Source organism: Sphingomonas arvum, assembly GCF_026013565.1.
Lineage (GTDB): Bacteria > Pseudomonadota > Alphaproteobacteria > Sphingomonadales > Sphingomonadaceae > Sphingomicrobium > Sphingomicrobium arvum.
Map to the genome: position 1 here is coordinate 1,182,615 of NZ_JAPDOB010000001.1, position 15,055 is coordinate 1,197,669.

Below are 15,055 nucleotides of genomic sequence, written 5' to 3' on the forward strand. Positions count from 1 at the left end.
GCCCTAGCCGTTAGCGGCGGCCTCCGACGATCGCGGCGAGGGCGGTGTAGAGCTTGCCCATGTCGCTGCTCATCAAAGTGACTGCCAGCGGCCCGCCGTCCCGCTCACCAAGAACTCGGCGGAGCATCGCCTCGAAGTCCGCAACGTAGCGATCTGCCGCGCCGTGGAACTCCCGGTCGCTGTCGTAGTGGGCGCCAAGGGCTCGCTGGTCGGCGGGGCCGAGCAGCCGCACCGCCCGGCGGGTGAACACCCCGCGGTCGCCCTTGAGGTATTCCTGCCAGCTGCGATCATCGACCTCAGTAGAGAGTATTTTACCGACGTCGATCGATGCGGAGTGCAAGGAATCGATCAGCATGGCCGTGCGGCGGGCGAAGGCCTCGCTGTCTGCCGCCCGGGTCGCCTCCTGGCTCTGCTCGATATGTTGTTCAAGGGCACTGGCTGTCTGGCCGATGGTCAGCATCTGCGCCGTCAGCCGGTCGGACGCGATCCGCGCGGCTTCGACGGCACGTACGGCGACCTGCTCCACCTCCGCCAATTGATTGCGGATGCTGTCCTGGATGGCTCGTTCCAGCGCCGCGCGGGTCTCGTCCGACAGCCGCTGGGCGCCCTCGGGTATCACATTGCCGATCGCCTCACGCGCGCGCTCGGCCGCATGGCCCGCGGCCTCGCGCACCTGGACCATCGCCTGCACCAGCGCCGGGGCCGTCTCCGCCTGCAGCCGGGAAGCTTCGTCGCCGGCCTGAACCATCGCGTCCCGCAAGGCGCCCAGCCGCTGCTCGGCCCCACCGACGCCCTCGTCGACGCTGGCCAGAAGCGCAGCCAATCGGTCCTGCTGTGCCGCTAGTCCCTCGGCGCCGCCAGCCAGCCGCTCGGACGCTTCCGTCGCCGCTTCGCGCATCCACTCGATCTCGGGCCGGGCTGCCTGGGCCGCGGCCAGCAACCGTTCCGCGCCGCCTTCCGCGCGCTCGAGCGAGTCGGACAGCCTTTCCCCGATCTCGTCATGCAACCCGGTCACCGCCGCTCGCAGCGCCTCCGTCCGCTGCGTCAGTGTTTCCAACGAACCGTCGCTCGACGCGGACTGCAGCGCCAAGCCGTCCAACTCGCTGCGCACCCGGGCGATGGCGGTTGCAATACCGGCGGCGCGCAGATCGCCCTCCGCCGCGAGGTCCACGAAGCGCTGATCGAGCTCGGCGAGGCTACGCTCGATCTGGGCGATCACCGACTGGCTCGCCCGCTCCTGAGCCGCAATCCGCGAAGACAAGGCATCCACGGCGGCCGACGCACCGGTCACCCGCGATTCCAGCGCTTCGGCGGCGTCCACGCCCGCGCGGCCGAGCCCGGCCGCACTCTGCGCCAGCAACGCGTGCACGGCCGCGGCTTGCGTATCGATCCCGGCCCTGATCTCCGTCAGCGCCGCACCGGCGCGCTCCAGGAGTGCATCGACCTGCTGCCCGGCCGCGGTCCCGGCCTCGCCCACGCGCGCCGCCGCCGCGGCCCCCGCACTTTCGATCTGGGTCAGGTGAGCGACCAGCCGCTGCGACGCACCGCCAGCGGCCTCATCGGCCTCGCGCGCCCGTGCGGTGACCGCCGCCAATTGCGCCTCGAGCCCGGCGGCGTGAGCGCTGGCCTCGTGACCCGTCCCGCGCAACTCCGCCGCCATCGTTCGCGCGCTTTGCTCGGCCCGCGGAAGGTCGTCCAGCAGTACGCCCAGGTCGATCCGAGCGCTCTCGGCCGCCCGGTCCAGCGCCGCGCCATGCCGCGCCAAGTTCTCCGCGCCTGCGTCAAGGTCGCGGGTTACTTGGCCGAGCCGATGCCCAGCCTCGTCGCCCAGCCTCATCAGGCGCTCCGCCACCATGCCAAGCGCTGCTTGTTCTTCGTCGATCCGCTGGCGCAGCACGCCAAGCAGCGCTTCCATGCTGCGGGCCTCCGTGCGCATCTGCCGGACCGACTGGGTGAAGCGCTCCGCTTCACGCCGCCGGGTGCGTCCGAACATCAGCCACCCCAGGCCGAGCAGCGCCAGTGGCCCGGCAGCCGTGGCCACCCACTGCGCGATAGCTGGAGCACCAAGCGGCTGCACGCCGAGCGCTCGACCCGCGCCCCACGCAACAAAGCCGACCCACAACAACGCCAGCGCGGTCAGCGCCCAGCCGAGAACCCGCCTGCCGCCAGCGCTTTCGTCGGCCGTGGGCGACAGGAACTCGGGCATTGCCGGCTCGGTGAAAACGCCCTCGGCCGGCCCTGTCGAGCCCACCTCCGGGATGCTGTCGGTCAGTTCAAGCGGCTCGTGCCTGAACGCGGCGCGTTGCGGATGCCCCATCATGACCACGGACTTTACCAGCTTTGCCCGGCAGAGGAAGCGTGCAAGAGAGCAGGGCGGGGAGGGTCACCGCTCATGGCGCTTGGCGCGCTCATCGGTGCTTATCAGGAAGACGATTCGGGTCGGTTGTGCGCGCTTCAACCGCTCGCCGGCCGGACTCTGATCGAATATCAGGCACGCTGCGCGGCGGCGGCCGGCTGCGCGCCGATCGTGGTGCTGGTTGAGATGGTTCCGGTGGCGCTCGCCGCGGCCTTGGAGCGGCTGCGAGTCGAGGGTGTTCCCGTGGTCGCGGTCAGCGATCCGCAGGAGGCCGCCGCCCGGTTCGAACCGCACGCCCGACTGCTCCAGGTGGCAGACGGTGTTGCGCCCGCCATGCCGATGGTCGAGCGCGTCGCCGCGCTGGAGGAGCGCGCCGTGCTGACCGTGCCCGACGACGAGCGGCACCGCGACTTCGAGCGGATCGACAATGACCAACGCTGGGCCGGCCTAGCGATGGTGGACGGGCAGACCCTCGCCTCCACCGCCGCAATGCTCGGTGATTGGGACCTGCTCTCGACCCTGCTGCGCCGGACTATCCAGGCAGGCGCGCTGCACATTCCCACCGGTGAGGGCCTCACACCCTACCATGCGCGCGCCGGCGGCGGGCCGGGCGAGTTCGACCGTAGCCTGCTGCTCGCATCGCGCCGCGCCAGACCGGACTGGGTAGCACGTTACATTCTTCCCCCCGTGGAGGAATTCGCGACCGAGCAGTTGATGCCCACAAAGGTCCGCCCGGCCTGGCTGGTGACCGCGGCACTGGTTCTCACCTTGCTCGCCGCCCTGGCGATCAGCCGCGGCTATTTGTGGCCCGCGCTGGGCTTGCTGCTGGCGGGCATGCCGCTCGACATTGTCGGAGAGCGGCTTGGCCAGCTTCGCCTTCAGCCGGTCCCGGCACAGTCGCCGACCCGGCGGCTGCTGTGGCCCGCGAGTGGTCTGGCCCTGCTCGCCCTGGGATGGTTCCAGACCAACCACGGCGGAGGTTGGGGCGCGCTTGCGACAACCGTGGCCGGCCTCGCCTTCATCGAAGCCCTGCGAATCGAGCGTAGCGGGCGAGAACTGCCGTTCGGCCACTGGCTGTTCGACCGACGTCCGGCCATCGTCGTGACTGCAGTGGTTGCGATCGGTGGGTGGTGGAACATCGCGCTGGTGCTTCTGGCGCTCTATGCCGCGGCCAGTTTCTTTCTGGTGCAGAACTGGGTCCACCGCGGCCAGCGCGATTGAGGACGCGTTAACCCAGCTGCGCTAAAGAACAACCATGGTCGAGGCACAGCCGACAGCGGTCCTGGAATGGAGCCGCCGGGCAGCCCGCGCGCATGCCGCCGGGATGAACGGCCGGCTTGCGACCGCAATGACCGACTTCCTGCTGGATCCGGCCGAGCGGCTGTCCGAGCAGGAGCGGGCGCTGATGACCAGCATGCTGGCGGCGCTGATCGGTGGTCTGGCGGAGGAGCTCGCCCTGCGCCTGGGTCCGAACGCGGCCGCTCACGTCGATGCCGACGTACTGATGGACCGCCTGCGTGCCGCTGGCCTCCTCGGCCGTCCCCGGCTGATCGCTCTCCTGCTCCGGCGTTCGTGGCTCATTCGCTCGCGCGATCTCCCAGGGGAGGGCGGCACCGCGTTGCTCCAGGGGTTCGCCGGCGACCGTGACCCGGCCGTCGCTTCGGCTGCAATGGCAGTCGTGCTCGCCAGGGCGTCCAACCGCGATCGCTTCGGTCGGCCCGGCCTGTCCTTGAGCGACTGCGATGCCGAAACGGCCGTTGATCTCACCTACGCTGTTGCCGCGGCGTTCGACACGGACGGTGAAGAAGCATTGGTCGCAGCCGCCGTGGATCTGCTCGCCCGGCATGACGAAGGTGAGCGGCTCGAGGCGCTCGAGGCTCGGCTGGTGCTGGCGATCGATCAGGCCGGCCGCCTCGACGCTGCTGGGCTGCTCGCCATGGCGGCGCGAGGTGAGGTCGGCCTGCTCGCCGAGGCGCTGGCGCGGATCGCCCGCATCCCGGCCGAAGCCGCCTGGTCGATGCTGATGCGGCGGGACGAACCGGCGCTGGGCCAGCTGCTCCGCCTGGCGGAGCAGCCGCGCACGGTCGCTGCCGGGCTGATCGCGGCCTTGACCAACAGGCTGGCGCTGGCCGACCCAGCCTCGGCGATCGCGGGGTTTGACGCCATGACCCCGTCCGAGGCGACGGCCGTTCGGAGCCGCCTGCGACTGCCATCATTGTTCAAGGCCGCGCGGGCGGTGCTGCAGGGCGATGGCCAGCACCGCGCCTGACCCGATCCGCGGCTCGGTCGACGAGCATGGCCGCCTGGTCCGTGCCGACCCGCCGCTGGCGCGCTTGCAGGAAGCGGCCGGCAGTCGCCTCGGCGCCGTCCTCGCCGTTCCGCAATTGTCCGACATCGCCCGGCTGGCGCGGCAACTCGGCGTCACTTTGTCGCGCCCGGCACTCGCCGCCACCGACAGCGCAGACCTCGACCTGTGGGTCCGGGCCGAGCCGCTCGCAGATCGCGTCGAACTGGCGATCGAGAGCTGGATCGAGCGGCCGGCCCGGGGTGCCCGCTGGCCACTTGCCGACCTCGCCGATCCTCCGTCCACCAGCGCCACGCCAGCATTTACCACCGATGCCGAGCTGCGCCTTCTCACGCTAACGCCGGCGGCCGCCACGCTCCTTGCCGCCACGGCTGCGGAGGCGCTCGGACAGCCGTTGACCGGGTTGCTGGATCTCCGGCCAGACCCGGACGGCAGCCTGCCGCTGCTGACGGCCGTGGCCCTGCGTCGTGAATTCACCGGTCAACGGGCGGCAATCCGCAGCAGCGGCGCGGAACTGCTCGTCGCCGGGGAGCCGCGCCTGTCCCCTGATGGCGGCTTTGCCGGCCTGCAATGCCAGCTGTCCTCCCGGGACTCGCCGCCCGTCGAGACCGCAACCGCCAGTTTCGATGCGTTGCTGCGGGAACCGCTGGACGTCATCGTGGACGAAGCCGAGCGGATCGCCGACAAGGCGGAGGGCCCATTGCGCAGCGACTACGCCGCGTACGCAACCGATATCGCGGGCGCTGCCCGGCACCTGCTCGAAGTGCTTCAGGCCATGGGCCAGGAAGCCGCCACTAGCGGGCGACCGGAGCGGATCGACCTGGCCGAATTGGCGCTGGAAGCGGCTGGATTGGTGCAGGCGCAGGCGAGCGAGGCGGGGGTGACGCTGGACATCGACGGCGTGCCGACACTGTCCACGCTGGGCCAGCCGCGCCAGGTGACGCAGATCCTCGTCAACCTGATCGGCAATGCGATCCGCCACTCGCCTGCCTCCGGCGTCGTGCGGATCACGTCAGAGGCGGGCGCGATGGCCAGCGTCACCGTGGCCGATCAGGGCCCGGGCGTCGCGCCCGCCGATGCCGAACGCATTTTCGAGCGGTTCGAACAGGTGGAGCCGCAGGGGGTAGGCGCTGGTCTGGGCCTCGCCATTTCCCGACGCCTCGCTCAACAGATGGGCGGCAACATCAGCCTGGAAAGTAAAGCGGGCGAGGGCGCCCGCTTCACCTTGAGCCTGCCGCTCGCCTGACTGTTCAGCGCTGCCCGACGGGCACGTAATCGCGCTGCGTCGGCCCGGTATAGAGCTGGCGCGGACGGCCGATCTTCTGCTCGGGATCGGAGATCATCTCGTTCCATTGTGCAACCCAGCCCACAGTGCGGGCGAGGGCGAACAGCGCGGTGAACATCTCGGTCGGGAACCCGATCGCGTTCAGGATCACGCCCGAATAGAAATCCACGTTCGGGTAAAGCTTCTTCTCGATGAAGTAAGGATCATTGAGCGCGATCTGCTCGAGTTCCTTGGCGACGTCGAGCACCGGATCGGAGATGTTGAGCTCCGCCAACACCTCGTCGGCGGTCTGCTTCATCACCTTCGCCCGCGGGTCGAAGTTCTTGTACACGCGGTGGCCAAAGCCCATCAGGCGGAACGGATCGTCCTTGTCCTTGGCGCGTGCGATATATTCCGGGATGCGCTTCACGTCCCCGATCTCGCGCAGCATGTTCAGCGCGGCCTCGTTGGCGCCGCCGTGCGCCGGACCCCACAGGCAGGCGATGCCCGCGGCCATGCAGGCAAACGGGTTGGCGCCCGACGAACCGGCCAGGCGAACAGTGGACGTTGACGCATTCTGCTCATGGTCGGCATGGAGGATGAAGATTCGGTCCATCGCCCGCTCGATCACCGGCGAGACGATATATTCCTCGGCCGGCACCCCGAAGGTCATCCGCAGGAAGTTGCCGGTGTAGCTGAGGCTGTTGTCCGGATACAGGAACGGCTGCCCGATGCTGTACTTGTGCGCCATCGCGGCGATGGTCGGCATCTTGGCGATCAGCCGGTGCGACGCGATCTCGCGCTGCTTGGGATCGGTGATGTCCGTGCTGTCGTGATAGAAGGACGACAGGGCGCCGACCACGCCGCACATGATCGCCATCGGGTGCGCATCCCGCCGGAACCCCCGGTAGAAGGTCGCGAGCTGCTCGTGCACCATGGTGTGGCGGCTGATGGTGTAGCTGAAATTGTCCAGCGCATCCTTGGCCGGCAGTTCGCCGTGCAGCAGCAGGTAGGCGACTTCCATGAAGGTCGACTGCTCGGCCAGCTGGTCGATCGGATAGCCGCGGTGCAGCAGCACGCCCGCTTCGCCGTCGATGTAGGTGATGGCGCTGCTGCAGCTGCCGGTCGAGGTGAAGCCCGGGTCGTAGGTGAACACGCCCGCCTGGCCGTAGAGCTTTCGGATGTCGACCACGTCTGGCCCGACGGTGCCGCTCAGCACGGGCATCGTCAGCTCCTTGTCCCCGAGCTTCAGCGTGGCGTTTGTTTCCGACATCAATTGCGCTCCATCTGATCTTCGATCCTGGCCAGGCTTTCGCCCTGCCCCAACAGCACCAGCACGTCAAAGATGCCGGGGCTAGTCGTCCGGCCGGTCAGCGCTGCACGCAGCGGCTGGGCCACCTTGCCGAGCTTCAGTCCAGCCTCCTCGGCTACCGCCTTTATAGCGGCCTCGGTCGCATCGTGGTTCCACTCTACGACCTCCGTCAGTGCCGCATGCACCCGCGCCAGCAGCGCGCGCGCTTCGCCGGTCAGCAGCTCCGCCGCCTTGTCCTCAACCGGCAACGGCCGCCGTGCGAACAGGAAGTCTGCGCCGTTCGCCAGTTCGTTCAGGTCCTTGGCCCGGGCCTTGAGCTCCGGCATCGCGCGTTCCAGCAGCGCCAGGTCCGCCGCTTCCATGCCACCGCGCCGCGCGGCGACCAGTACTGCCAGCCGGGCATCGTCCGCCGCCCGGATGTAGTAGCCGTTGAGGTTCTCGAGCTTCTTGGTATCGAACCGTGACGGCGACTTGCCGACGTGGTCCAGCCCGAACCACTCGGTCGCCTGTTCGCGGCTGATGATCTCGTCGTCGCCATGACCCCAGCCAAGGCGCAGCAGATAGTTGAACAACGCTTCCGGCAGGATGCCGAGCTCGTCACGGTAGGCATCGACGCCCAGCGCCCCGTGCCGCTTGCTCAGCTTGGCGCCATCCGCGCCGTGGATCAGCGGCACATGCGCATAGACCGGCTCCGGCCAGTCCATCGCCCGGATGATCGCCAGCTGCCGGAAGGCATTGTTGAGGTGGTCATCGCCGCGGATCACGTGGGTCACGCCCATGTCGTGGTCGTCCACCACCACCGCCAGCATATAGGTCGGCGTGCCGTCGGACCGCAGCAGCACGAAGTCGTCGATCTCGCTGTTCTGCACCGTGACCCGGCCCTGCACCTGGTCGTCGATTACCGTCTCGCCCTCGCGCGGCGCCTTTAGGCGAACCACGAACGGCTTGCCCGCCTGCTCCTCCGCGACGTCACGCCACTGGCTCTGGATGCGGAACGGCCGCCGCTCGGCCTGCGCGGCCTCACGCTGGGCCTGCAGCTCTTCCTGGGTCAGGTAGCAGCGGTAGGCCTGCCCCTTGGCCAGCAGCTCGTGTGCCACTTCCGCATGTCGCGCCCAGAATTGCGACTGGTAGTATTCGTGGCCGTCCCAATCGAGGTCGAGCCAGCGCATTCCGTCCAGGATCGCCGCGATCGCCGGCTCGGTCGAGCGCGCCTTGTCCGTGTCCTCGATGCGCAGCAGGAACTTGCCGCCGTGTGCACGTGCGAACAACCAATTGAACAGCGCTGTCCGCGCCCCGCCGATGTGCAGGTAGCCCGTGGGGGAGGGCGCGAAGCGGGTGACGACGGTGCTTGCGCTCACGCAGGCTTTCCTCTTTGATGTGCCTGCCGGATCGCCTTCATCAAGAGGGTGAGGCCTTGCGCGCGCAAGTCGCCACCATGTTCCGGCGCCGTCCGGCGGTTGCCAAGTGGCCGTTACGCGCGCTCTTCGCAAGTGCGGAATCGTTCCTGGAGCGCGAACGTGAGGCGCTGCCCTTGTGGTGGGTGGTCGCGTTCGGCGTTGGCGTCGCCTTGTGGCTGGTGCTGCCCGGGCCCGACAGCTGGCGCGCGGTCCTGCTGGTGTCGGCCGGAACCGCGGTCGCATCGCGGCTGCTGCACGGACGAGTGGCGCACGTTCTGCTCAGCGCCAGCCTCGCGGTGGCGCTCGGTCTCGGCCTGGTATGGCTCCGATCGGGAATGGTGGAGGCGCCTCGGATCGCCCGGCCGGCAATCACCACGTTCGATGCCACGGTAATGGCGGTGGACCCGCTGGTCGCGCGCAACAGCATCCGCCTGCTGGTCCGGCCGGCCGATCCAAGCCTGCCGCCCTTGCTGCGGATCAATGTCCGCGAGCAGGATGCGCCAACTCGAGGCCTCGGTCCGGGCGCGCGGGTCCGGGTCAAGACCCGGCTCGCCCCACCCATGCCGATGCCACTGCCCGGTGCCCACGATTATGCGCGCGACGCGTGGTTCGCTGGCATCGGCGGCACCGGAAAGGCGCTGGGCGCGGTGGAGCTGCTGGAGCCGGCCACCGGCGGCGGGCTGGATGCGCTGCGTGACCGGCTGGACCGCCACATACGATCGCAGCTAGGCGCCAGCGAAGGCGGCATCGCGACAGCCCTTGTCACCGGCGACCAGGGCGCGCTGCCCGACGCCGACGCAAACGCCATGCGCCGCTCGGGCCTGGCGCACCTGCTGTCCGTCAGCGGCCTCCACATCGCGGCGGCGATCGGTGCTGCTTTCCTACTCACCTTGCGGCTCCTGGCCCTCTCGGAGCGCCTGGCCTTGCGGGTCAATCTGGTGCTTGCTGCATCCGGAGCCGGTGCGCTGGCCGGCGTCGGCTATACCCTGCTGACCGGAATGCAGGTGCCGACGGTGCGCAGCTGCATCGCGGCCGTTCTGGTCCTGATCGGCATTGCCCTCGGGCGGGAGGCGATCAGCATGCGGCTGATTGCCGCGGCGGCGCTGGCGGTGCTGCTGGTCCGGCCGGAGGCCTTGTACGGCGCCAGCTTCCAACTCAGCTTCGCGGCGGTGACCACGCTGGTCGCGCTATATAGCTGGCCCTGGTTCAAGCGGGTCAGCGAGCCCCGCGAGGACGGCATGGTCGGGCGGGTCGGCCGAAACCTCACGACCATGGTGGTGACCGGCCTGGCGATTGAGGTGGCGCTGCTGCCCTTCGCCCTTTACCACTTCCACAAGGCCGGGCTGTATGGCGTTGCCGCCAACCTCGTGGCCATACCGCTTACCACCTTCGCCATTATGCCGCTCGAGGCCGCAGCGCTGCTGTTGGACCTGCTTGGCCTGGGCGGACCGATGTGGGCGGCCACCGGGTGGTCGGTCGGACTGCTTTTGAAGCTGGCGCATGCGGCGGCGTCCGCGCCGGGTTCGGTCGCGCTGCTGCCGGCCATGCCGGCCTGGGCCTTCGGCGCCATGGTGGGGGGCGGTCTGTGGCTCTGCCTGTGGAGCGGTCGGTTTCGCCTGGCGGGCTTTGCTCCGATCCTCCTCGGCGCTGCGGCGGCGGCGCTGGCGCCCCGGCCGGACCTGCTGGTAACGGGCGACGGGCGGCACCTTGCGATCATCGGCGAGGACGGCACGCCGTACGTGTTGCGGGAGCGGGCAGGGGACTTCGTCCGCGACATGCTCGGCGAAAGCGCGGGCTTCGATGGCGAACTGCCGGCGCTGGATGATGCCCCGGGCAGCAATTGCAGCCGGGACAGTTGCGTGGCGTCGGTCGAGCGAGGCGGCCGGACGTGGCGACTGTTGGCGATCCGGTCCAGCCAGCGGCTCGATTGGGCGGAGCTCACCGCCGCCTGCAGCGTCGCGGACATCGTGGTTGCCGATCGCCGCCTGCCCCGGGCCTGCCAACCGCGCGCGCTGAAGCTGGACGGACCGGCGCTGGCGAGGCTCGGCGGAGTCGCCATCCGCCTCGATGACGAGCCGATCGTCGATAGCGTGGCCGGACGGATCGCCGGCCACCCGTGGGCGATCAGGCCGAGGTGAGCCCAACCGACAGGAACCCAGGCAGCGGCCCGTTCCAGCCCTCGTTGCCGGACGTGGGCTGCGGCTCGGGCTGGCGCCGCGGTTCCGGCCTGGGCTGGCGCCCGGGTTCGGCGGAACGTGCCGGGCGATCTTGGTCAGGCGCCGCTCGCGGCTCCTCCCGCGGCGGCCGCGGGTCGGCGCGGGAAGGGCCGGCCTTCCGGCGCGGCGCTCGCGCAGGCTTCTCGGCAGCAGCAGCAGCAGCAGCAGCAGGCGCCGCCTCTTGCGACTCGACCTCGTCCGCCGCACCCGTCTTCACCCGGGCGATCGGCTGACCGATCAACTTTTCGATCCGGGACAGGGCCTCCGCATCCTCGCGGGTGGCCAGGGTGATCGCGATCCCCTTGGCGCCTGCGCGCCCGGTGCGCCCGATCCGGTGGACATAGTCGTCCGGCTGCCACGGCACGTCGAAGTTTACCACATGGCTGACACCCCGCACGTCCAACCCGCGGGCGGCGACGTCGGAGGCGACCAGCACGGTGATCTCGTCCTGCTTGAATCGGTCGAACTCGGCGATCCGGTCGGCTTGCTCCATGTCGCCGTGGATCTGGCCGACGGCGAAGCCGGAGCGCTTGAGGCTGGTGTAGAGGTCACGAACCGTGGTCTTGCGATTGCTGAACACAATGGCATTCTTGACCTCGTCCGCGCGCAGCAGGTCGCGCAAGACGTCCCGCTTCTTGTCGGAGCGGACCTCGACCACCCGCTGCTCGATGTTGATGTTGGCCGTCGCCGGCCGCGCCACCTCGACCGTCTTCGGGTCGGTCAGGAACTTGGACGCCAGCTTCTGGATGGGCGGCGGCATGGTTGCCGAGAACAGCAGGGTTTGGCGCTGCTTGGGCAGCCGGCTGCAGATTTCCTCGATGTCCGGGATGAACCCCATGTCGAGCATCCGGTCGGCCTCGTCGATCACCAGCAGGTTGCAGCCGGTCAGCATGATCTTGCCGCGGCCATACAGGTCCATCAGGCGCCCGGGCGTAGCAATCAGCACGTCCACGCCCTTTTCGAGCGCCTTGACCTGGTCGCCCATCTGCACGCCGCCGATGAGCAGCGCCATGGAGAGCTTGTGGTACTTGCCGTACTTCTCGAAGTTCTCGGCGACCTGCGCCGCGAGCTCGCGGGTCGGCTCCAGGATCAGGCTGCGCGGCATGCGGGCGCGGCTGCGACCGTGGCCCAGGATATCGATCATGGGCAGCACAAATGCGGCCGTCTTGCCGGTGCCGGTCTGGGCGATGCCGACCAGGTCCTTGTTCATCAGGACGGGCGGGATCGCCTTCGCCTGAATAGGCGTAGGCTCGGAGTAGCCGCTTTCGCCTACGGCGCGCAGAAGTTCGTCGGAAAGGCCGAGGTCGGCAAAGGTCATGCAATATCCGGATAAAGGGGCCGCGAACCGCTGTCGCCGCCGGCGCTTCGCGCCCTGCGGAACCGCGCGCGAAAAGTCAAGGAGTCAGGTCTATTTGGGCGCCCGCGGCACCATTAGCCGGAACTTGTCGATCTGGCAGCTCCCGCCGATCCGGTTGCGGATTTCCTCGCGATCGGCGCAGATTTTGCCGCCGTCCGGCTGCAGATAGAAGCCACCGTAGAAGTCCAGCGTCGGGCACTGGCTTTCCAGCTTGGCCCGCATGCGTTGACCCCGGCGCAGCAGGAAATCGATGCTGCCATCGTCCACCAGCGCGGCCGCCAGAACGTCATTGGCCTTGATGCACTTGGGACCGCGCTTCTCTACCCAGCGGACCGGCCAGCCGACGTGCGGGCGGACCACCGGCACCCGCATGATCACCTCATCGCGCACCATCACGCGGGTGACCGACACGCCGGAAGGCGCCAGGCCGAATAGCGACAGAATGGCCGGGAAGAGGGTCAGGGTCGACAGGAACAAGCTCTTGCCTTCAGGAGGACGGGAGCGCCGGCTTCGGGGCAAGGCGTTGAACGATCAATGAACTTGCCCACCCCTTGCCATGGCCCGCTGCGCCACTTAGAGCGCGCTCCGCCCGCGACGGGTAGTGATTTTCAGGAGTATTTGTCACCATGGCGACTGCCGCGCCCGCCGGACTGCCGATCCTCTACAATCAGTTGGAGCCGCTCAACAGCCAGGAGCATGGTTCGCTGAAGGTCCGCGGTCTGCAGACGCTGCCGGCGCTGGCCACGCTGCACGCCGTGCCGGTGACCGTGGACGAATTCGCCTCGGCCCAGCGCCATTACCCGATCATCTTCTCGGTTGGCGACGACAGCGTGCCGCTGGCGCTGATGGGCCTCAACGAGGGCGTGAACACCTTTGTCGATACAGACGGCAAGCCGACTGATCCGAGCGTCTACATGCCGGCCTACCTGCGCCGCTATCCGTTCATGCTCGCCCGCCTGCGCCAGGACTCGGACGAGCTGTCGCTGTGCTTCGACCCGAGCGCCGGCGCCGTTGGCGACTTCGAGGATGGGCAGCCCCTTTTCGACGGCGACCAGCCGAGCGAGGCGACCAACACGATCCTGCAGTTCTGCGAGCAGTTCGAACAGGCCGGCCAGCGCACCCAGATGTTCATGGCCGAGCTCAAGAAGGCGGGGCTGATCATGGACGGCGAGGTGGCGATCCAGCCGGAGGGCTTCGATCAGCCGTTCGTGTACCGCGGCTTCCAGATGGTCGACGAAGAGAAGTTCCGCGAACTGCGCGGCGACGAACTGCGCAAGATGAACCAGAGCGGCTTATTGCCACTGGTCTACGCGCACCTCTTCTCGCTCGGGCAGATCCGCGACGTCTTCGCCCGCCAAGTCCAACAGGGGAAGGGGCCTGTGCCAGCGCCGGCGCAGCAGCCCGCGCTGGAGACCGCCGCCGAGGCCTGACCTCGGTAGGCCGTCTACTCGGCGGCCTCGGGCAGGGCCGCTCGGGCGAGCAACGCTTCGCCAAGTGTGCGGGCGACTGCCTCCAGCATCCTGGCCGTGCCGTCGAACCCCTTGCCGGGCGTCCGCTGGTCCCGTCCAAGATAGCAGGCGCGATCCAATTCGAGCTGCAGGGCGTGAACGCCAGCGGCCGGCCGGCCGTGTTGCTCGACCACATGGCCGCCTGCATAAGGGTCGTTGAAGGCCGTCCGATAGCCGAGACTCTCGGCCGTGCGCCGGGTCAGGTCGCCCAGCCAAGCACTGGCCGTCCGCCCATGCCGGTCGCCGATCACCAGCCGCGGCAGCAATGGACTGCGGGCGGGCATGCTGTGCACATCCAGCAGCATCACCTCGGCGTGCCGCACCCGTAACTTGCCTAGCTGGTTGGCGACCAGCTCATGGTACGGCAGCCAGGCCTCCGCCATTCGGCGATCGATCTCGTCTGCGCTCACCGGATGCTTCCACAGCTCGCCATGGCGAGGGGTGCGTGAGGGGATCAATCCCAGGCCACCGCGCGCCCTTGGTCCAGGGTCGGCGGCCCCCATGGCGGCGGGACCTTCCATCTCATGCGGCCCACGGTTGCAGTCGACCGCCGCCCGTGGCGCGCAGGCAACCACCACGCCGATGCCCAGCCCGGCGGCCCGCCACACCAATCGGTTGACCAGCGGATCCTCGAGCGGCTCCAGCGACGGACGGCCCTGCCGTGACTCCCGGAGCAGCCATTCCGGATAATTGGTGCCCGCATGCGGCACCGACAGCAGCAGCGGCCACTGACCAGTGCCAGGCAGATAGATGGGAGGGGCAAGCGCGGCGCGGGTCACCGTCAGGTCTCGGCTCGTCTGGATCACTGCACATGGCAACCCACCAGCCGACCGAATCGGTCCAGCCTTGGGCGAACCTTCGGCAGAAAAAGCGCGGAGGGCCCGTCCTGCTCTGGCACGGGCCACACGAAAGCATGGAAATCATTAAGCAGGAGGCGCATAGATTGCCGGCCATGTTCCGAATCCTCCTCGCCGAAGACGACACCTCCATGCGCGAGTACCTGGCGCGTGCGCTCACTCGCGTCGGCTATGAGGTGGCGGCGGTCGGCTGCGGCACCGAGGCGATGCCGCTGCTCGAGGCGGAGCGCTTCGACCTGCTGCTGACCGACATCGTCATGCCGGAGATGGACGGAATCGAGCTGGCCCAGAAGGCGGCCCACATCGACCCAAGCATCCGCGTCATGTTCATCACGGGCTTCGCCGCCGTAGCACTGCAAAGCGGCCGAACCGCGCCGGAAGCCAAGCTGCTGAGCAAGCCCTTCCACCTCAAGGACCTCGTGGCGGAAGTCGACCGCATCTTCCAGACCGAGGACGCGCACGGGCGCCTGTAGAAGGCGCCAA

At 68.8% G+C, this 15,055-nt stretch carries 12 protein-coding genes; 6 read left to right on the forward strand and 6 right to left on the reverse strand.

The window, feature by feature from the left end; translation table 11 throughout:
- Positions 1–10: 10 nt before the first annotated feature.
- Complete coding sequence (locus OMW55_RS05895; protein WP_264881545.1) at positions 11–2,320, reverse strand: coiled-coil domain-containing protein; 2,310 nt, start codon at positions 2,318–2,320, stop codon at positions 11–13.
- Positions 2,321–2,392: 72 nt separating this feature from the next.
- Here OMW55_RS05895 and OMW55_RS05900 point away from each other — a divergent pair, with 72 nt between their 5' ends.
- From OMW55_RS05900 to OMW55_RS05910, 3 genes are read left to right on the forward strand one after another with little or no spacing between them, the layout of a single operon-like run.
- Positions 2,393–3,577 carry a hypothetical protein gene (locus OMW55_RS05900; protein WP_264881546.1) on the forward strand — a complete coding sequence of 395 codons (1,185 nt, stop codon included), beginning with the start codon at positions 2,393–2,395 and terminating at the stop codon, positions 3,575–3,577.
- A 34-nt stretch (positions 3,578–3,611) separates the two neighbouring features.
- Positions 3,612–4,625 (forward strand): DUF2336 domain-containing protein, encoded by a 1,014-nt coding sequence (locus OMW55_RS05905; RefSeq protein ID WP_264881549.1) that lies wholly within the window; start codon positions 3,612–3,614, stop codon positions 4,623–4,625.
- Positions 4,606–5,907 carry a sensor histidine kinase gene (locus OMW55_RS05910; protein ID WP_264881550.1) on the forward strand — a complete coding sequence of 434 codons (1,302 nt, stop codon included), beginning with the start codon at positions 4,606–4,608 and terminating at the stop codon, positions 5,905–5,907. The genes OMW55_RS05905 and OMW55_RS05910 overlap by 20 nt, the downstream gene beginning before the upstream one ends.
- Before the next feature lie 4 nt (positions 5,908–5,911).
- Here the strand turns inward: OMW55_RS05910 and OMW55_RS05915 are convergent, their stop codons facing one another.
- Together OMW55_RS05915 and gltX are read right to left on the reverse strand one after the other, a co-directional pair.
- Entirely contained in the window at positions 5,912–7,198 is a 1,287-nt protein-coding gene (locus OMW55_RS05915; protein ID WP_264881551.1) for a citrate synthase, read from the reverse strand.
- Positions 7,198–8,595, reverse strand: a complete 1,398-nt coding sequence (gene gltX / locus OMW55_RS05920; RefSeq protein ID WP_264881552.1) for a glutamate--tRNA ligase — start codon at positions 8,593–8,595, stop codon at positions 7,198–7,200. Before gltX ends, OMW55_RS05915 begins: the two co-directional genes overlap by 1 nt.
- 56 nt (positions 8,596–8,651) lie before the next feature.
- On the opposite strand from gltX, the gene OMW55_RS05925 reads away from it, so the two are divergent.
- Positions 8,652–10,772: a ComEC/Rec2 family competence protein gene (locus OMW55_RS05925; protein WP_264881553.1), complete on the forward strand. Its 2,121-nt coding sequence runs from the start codon at positions 8,652–8,654 to the stop codon at positions 10,770–10,772.
- Here OMW55_RS05925 and OMW55_RS05930 read toward each other — a convergent pair.
- Both OMW55_RS05930 and OMW55_RS05935 read right to left on the reverse strand, forming a co-directional pair.
- The gene (locus OMW55_RS05930) at positions 10,759–12,168 is read right to left on the reverse strand and encodes a DEAD/DEAH box helicase (RefSeq protein WP_264881555.1); all 1,410 of its coding nucleotides are present in this window, start codon (positions 12,166–12,168) and stop codon (positions 10,759–10,761) included. The two genes, OMW55_RS05925 and OMW55_RS05930, sit on opposite strands and share 14 nt — an antisense overlap.
- A gap of 90 nt (positions 12,169–12,258) precedes the next feature.
- A complete protein-coding gene (locus OMW55_RS05935) occupies positions 12,259–12,684 on the reverse strand; it encodes a hypothetical protein (protein ID WP_264881556.1) in 426 nt (141 codons plus the stop codon).
- A 149-nt stretch (positions 12,685–12,833) separates the two neighbouring features.
- Between OMW55_RS05935 and OMW55_RS05940 the strand changes: the two genes are divergently transcribed.
- Positions 12,834–13,637: a SapC family protein gene (locus tag OMW55_RS05940; protein ID WP_264881557.1), complete on the forward strand. Its 804-nt coding sequence runs from the start codon at positions 12,834–12,836 to the stop codon at positions 13,635–13,637.
- A gap of 14 nt (positions 13,638–13,651) precedes the next feature.
- On the opposite strand, the gene OMW55_RS05945 is transcribed toward OMW55_RS05940, so the two are convergent.
- Positions 13,652–14,521 carry an N-formylglutamate amidohydrolase gene (locus OMW55_RS05945; protein ID WP_264881559.1) on the reverse strand — a complete coding sequence of 290 codons (870 nt, stop codon included), beginning with the start codon at positions 14,519–14,521 and terminating at the stop codon, positions 13,652–13,654.
- 146 nt (positions 14,522–14,667) lie between these two features.
- Between OMW55_RS05945 and cpdR the strand changes: the two genes are divergently transcribed.
- Positions 14,668–15,045: a cell cycle two-component system response regulator CpdR gene (cpdR, locus tag OMW55_RS05950; RefSeq protein ID WP_264881560.1), complete on the forward strand. Its 378-nt coding sequence runs from the start codon at positions 14,668–14,670 to the stop codon at positions 15,043–15,045.
- The last annotated feature ends 10 nt before the right edge of the window (positions 15,046–15,055 follow it).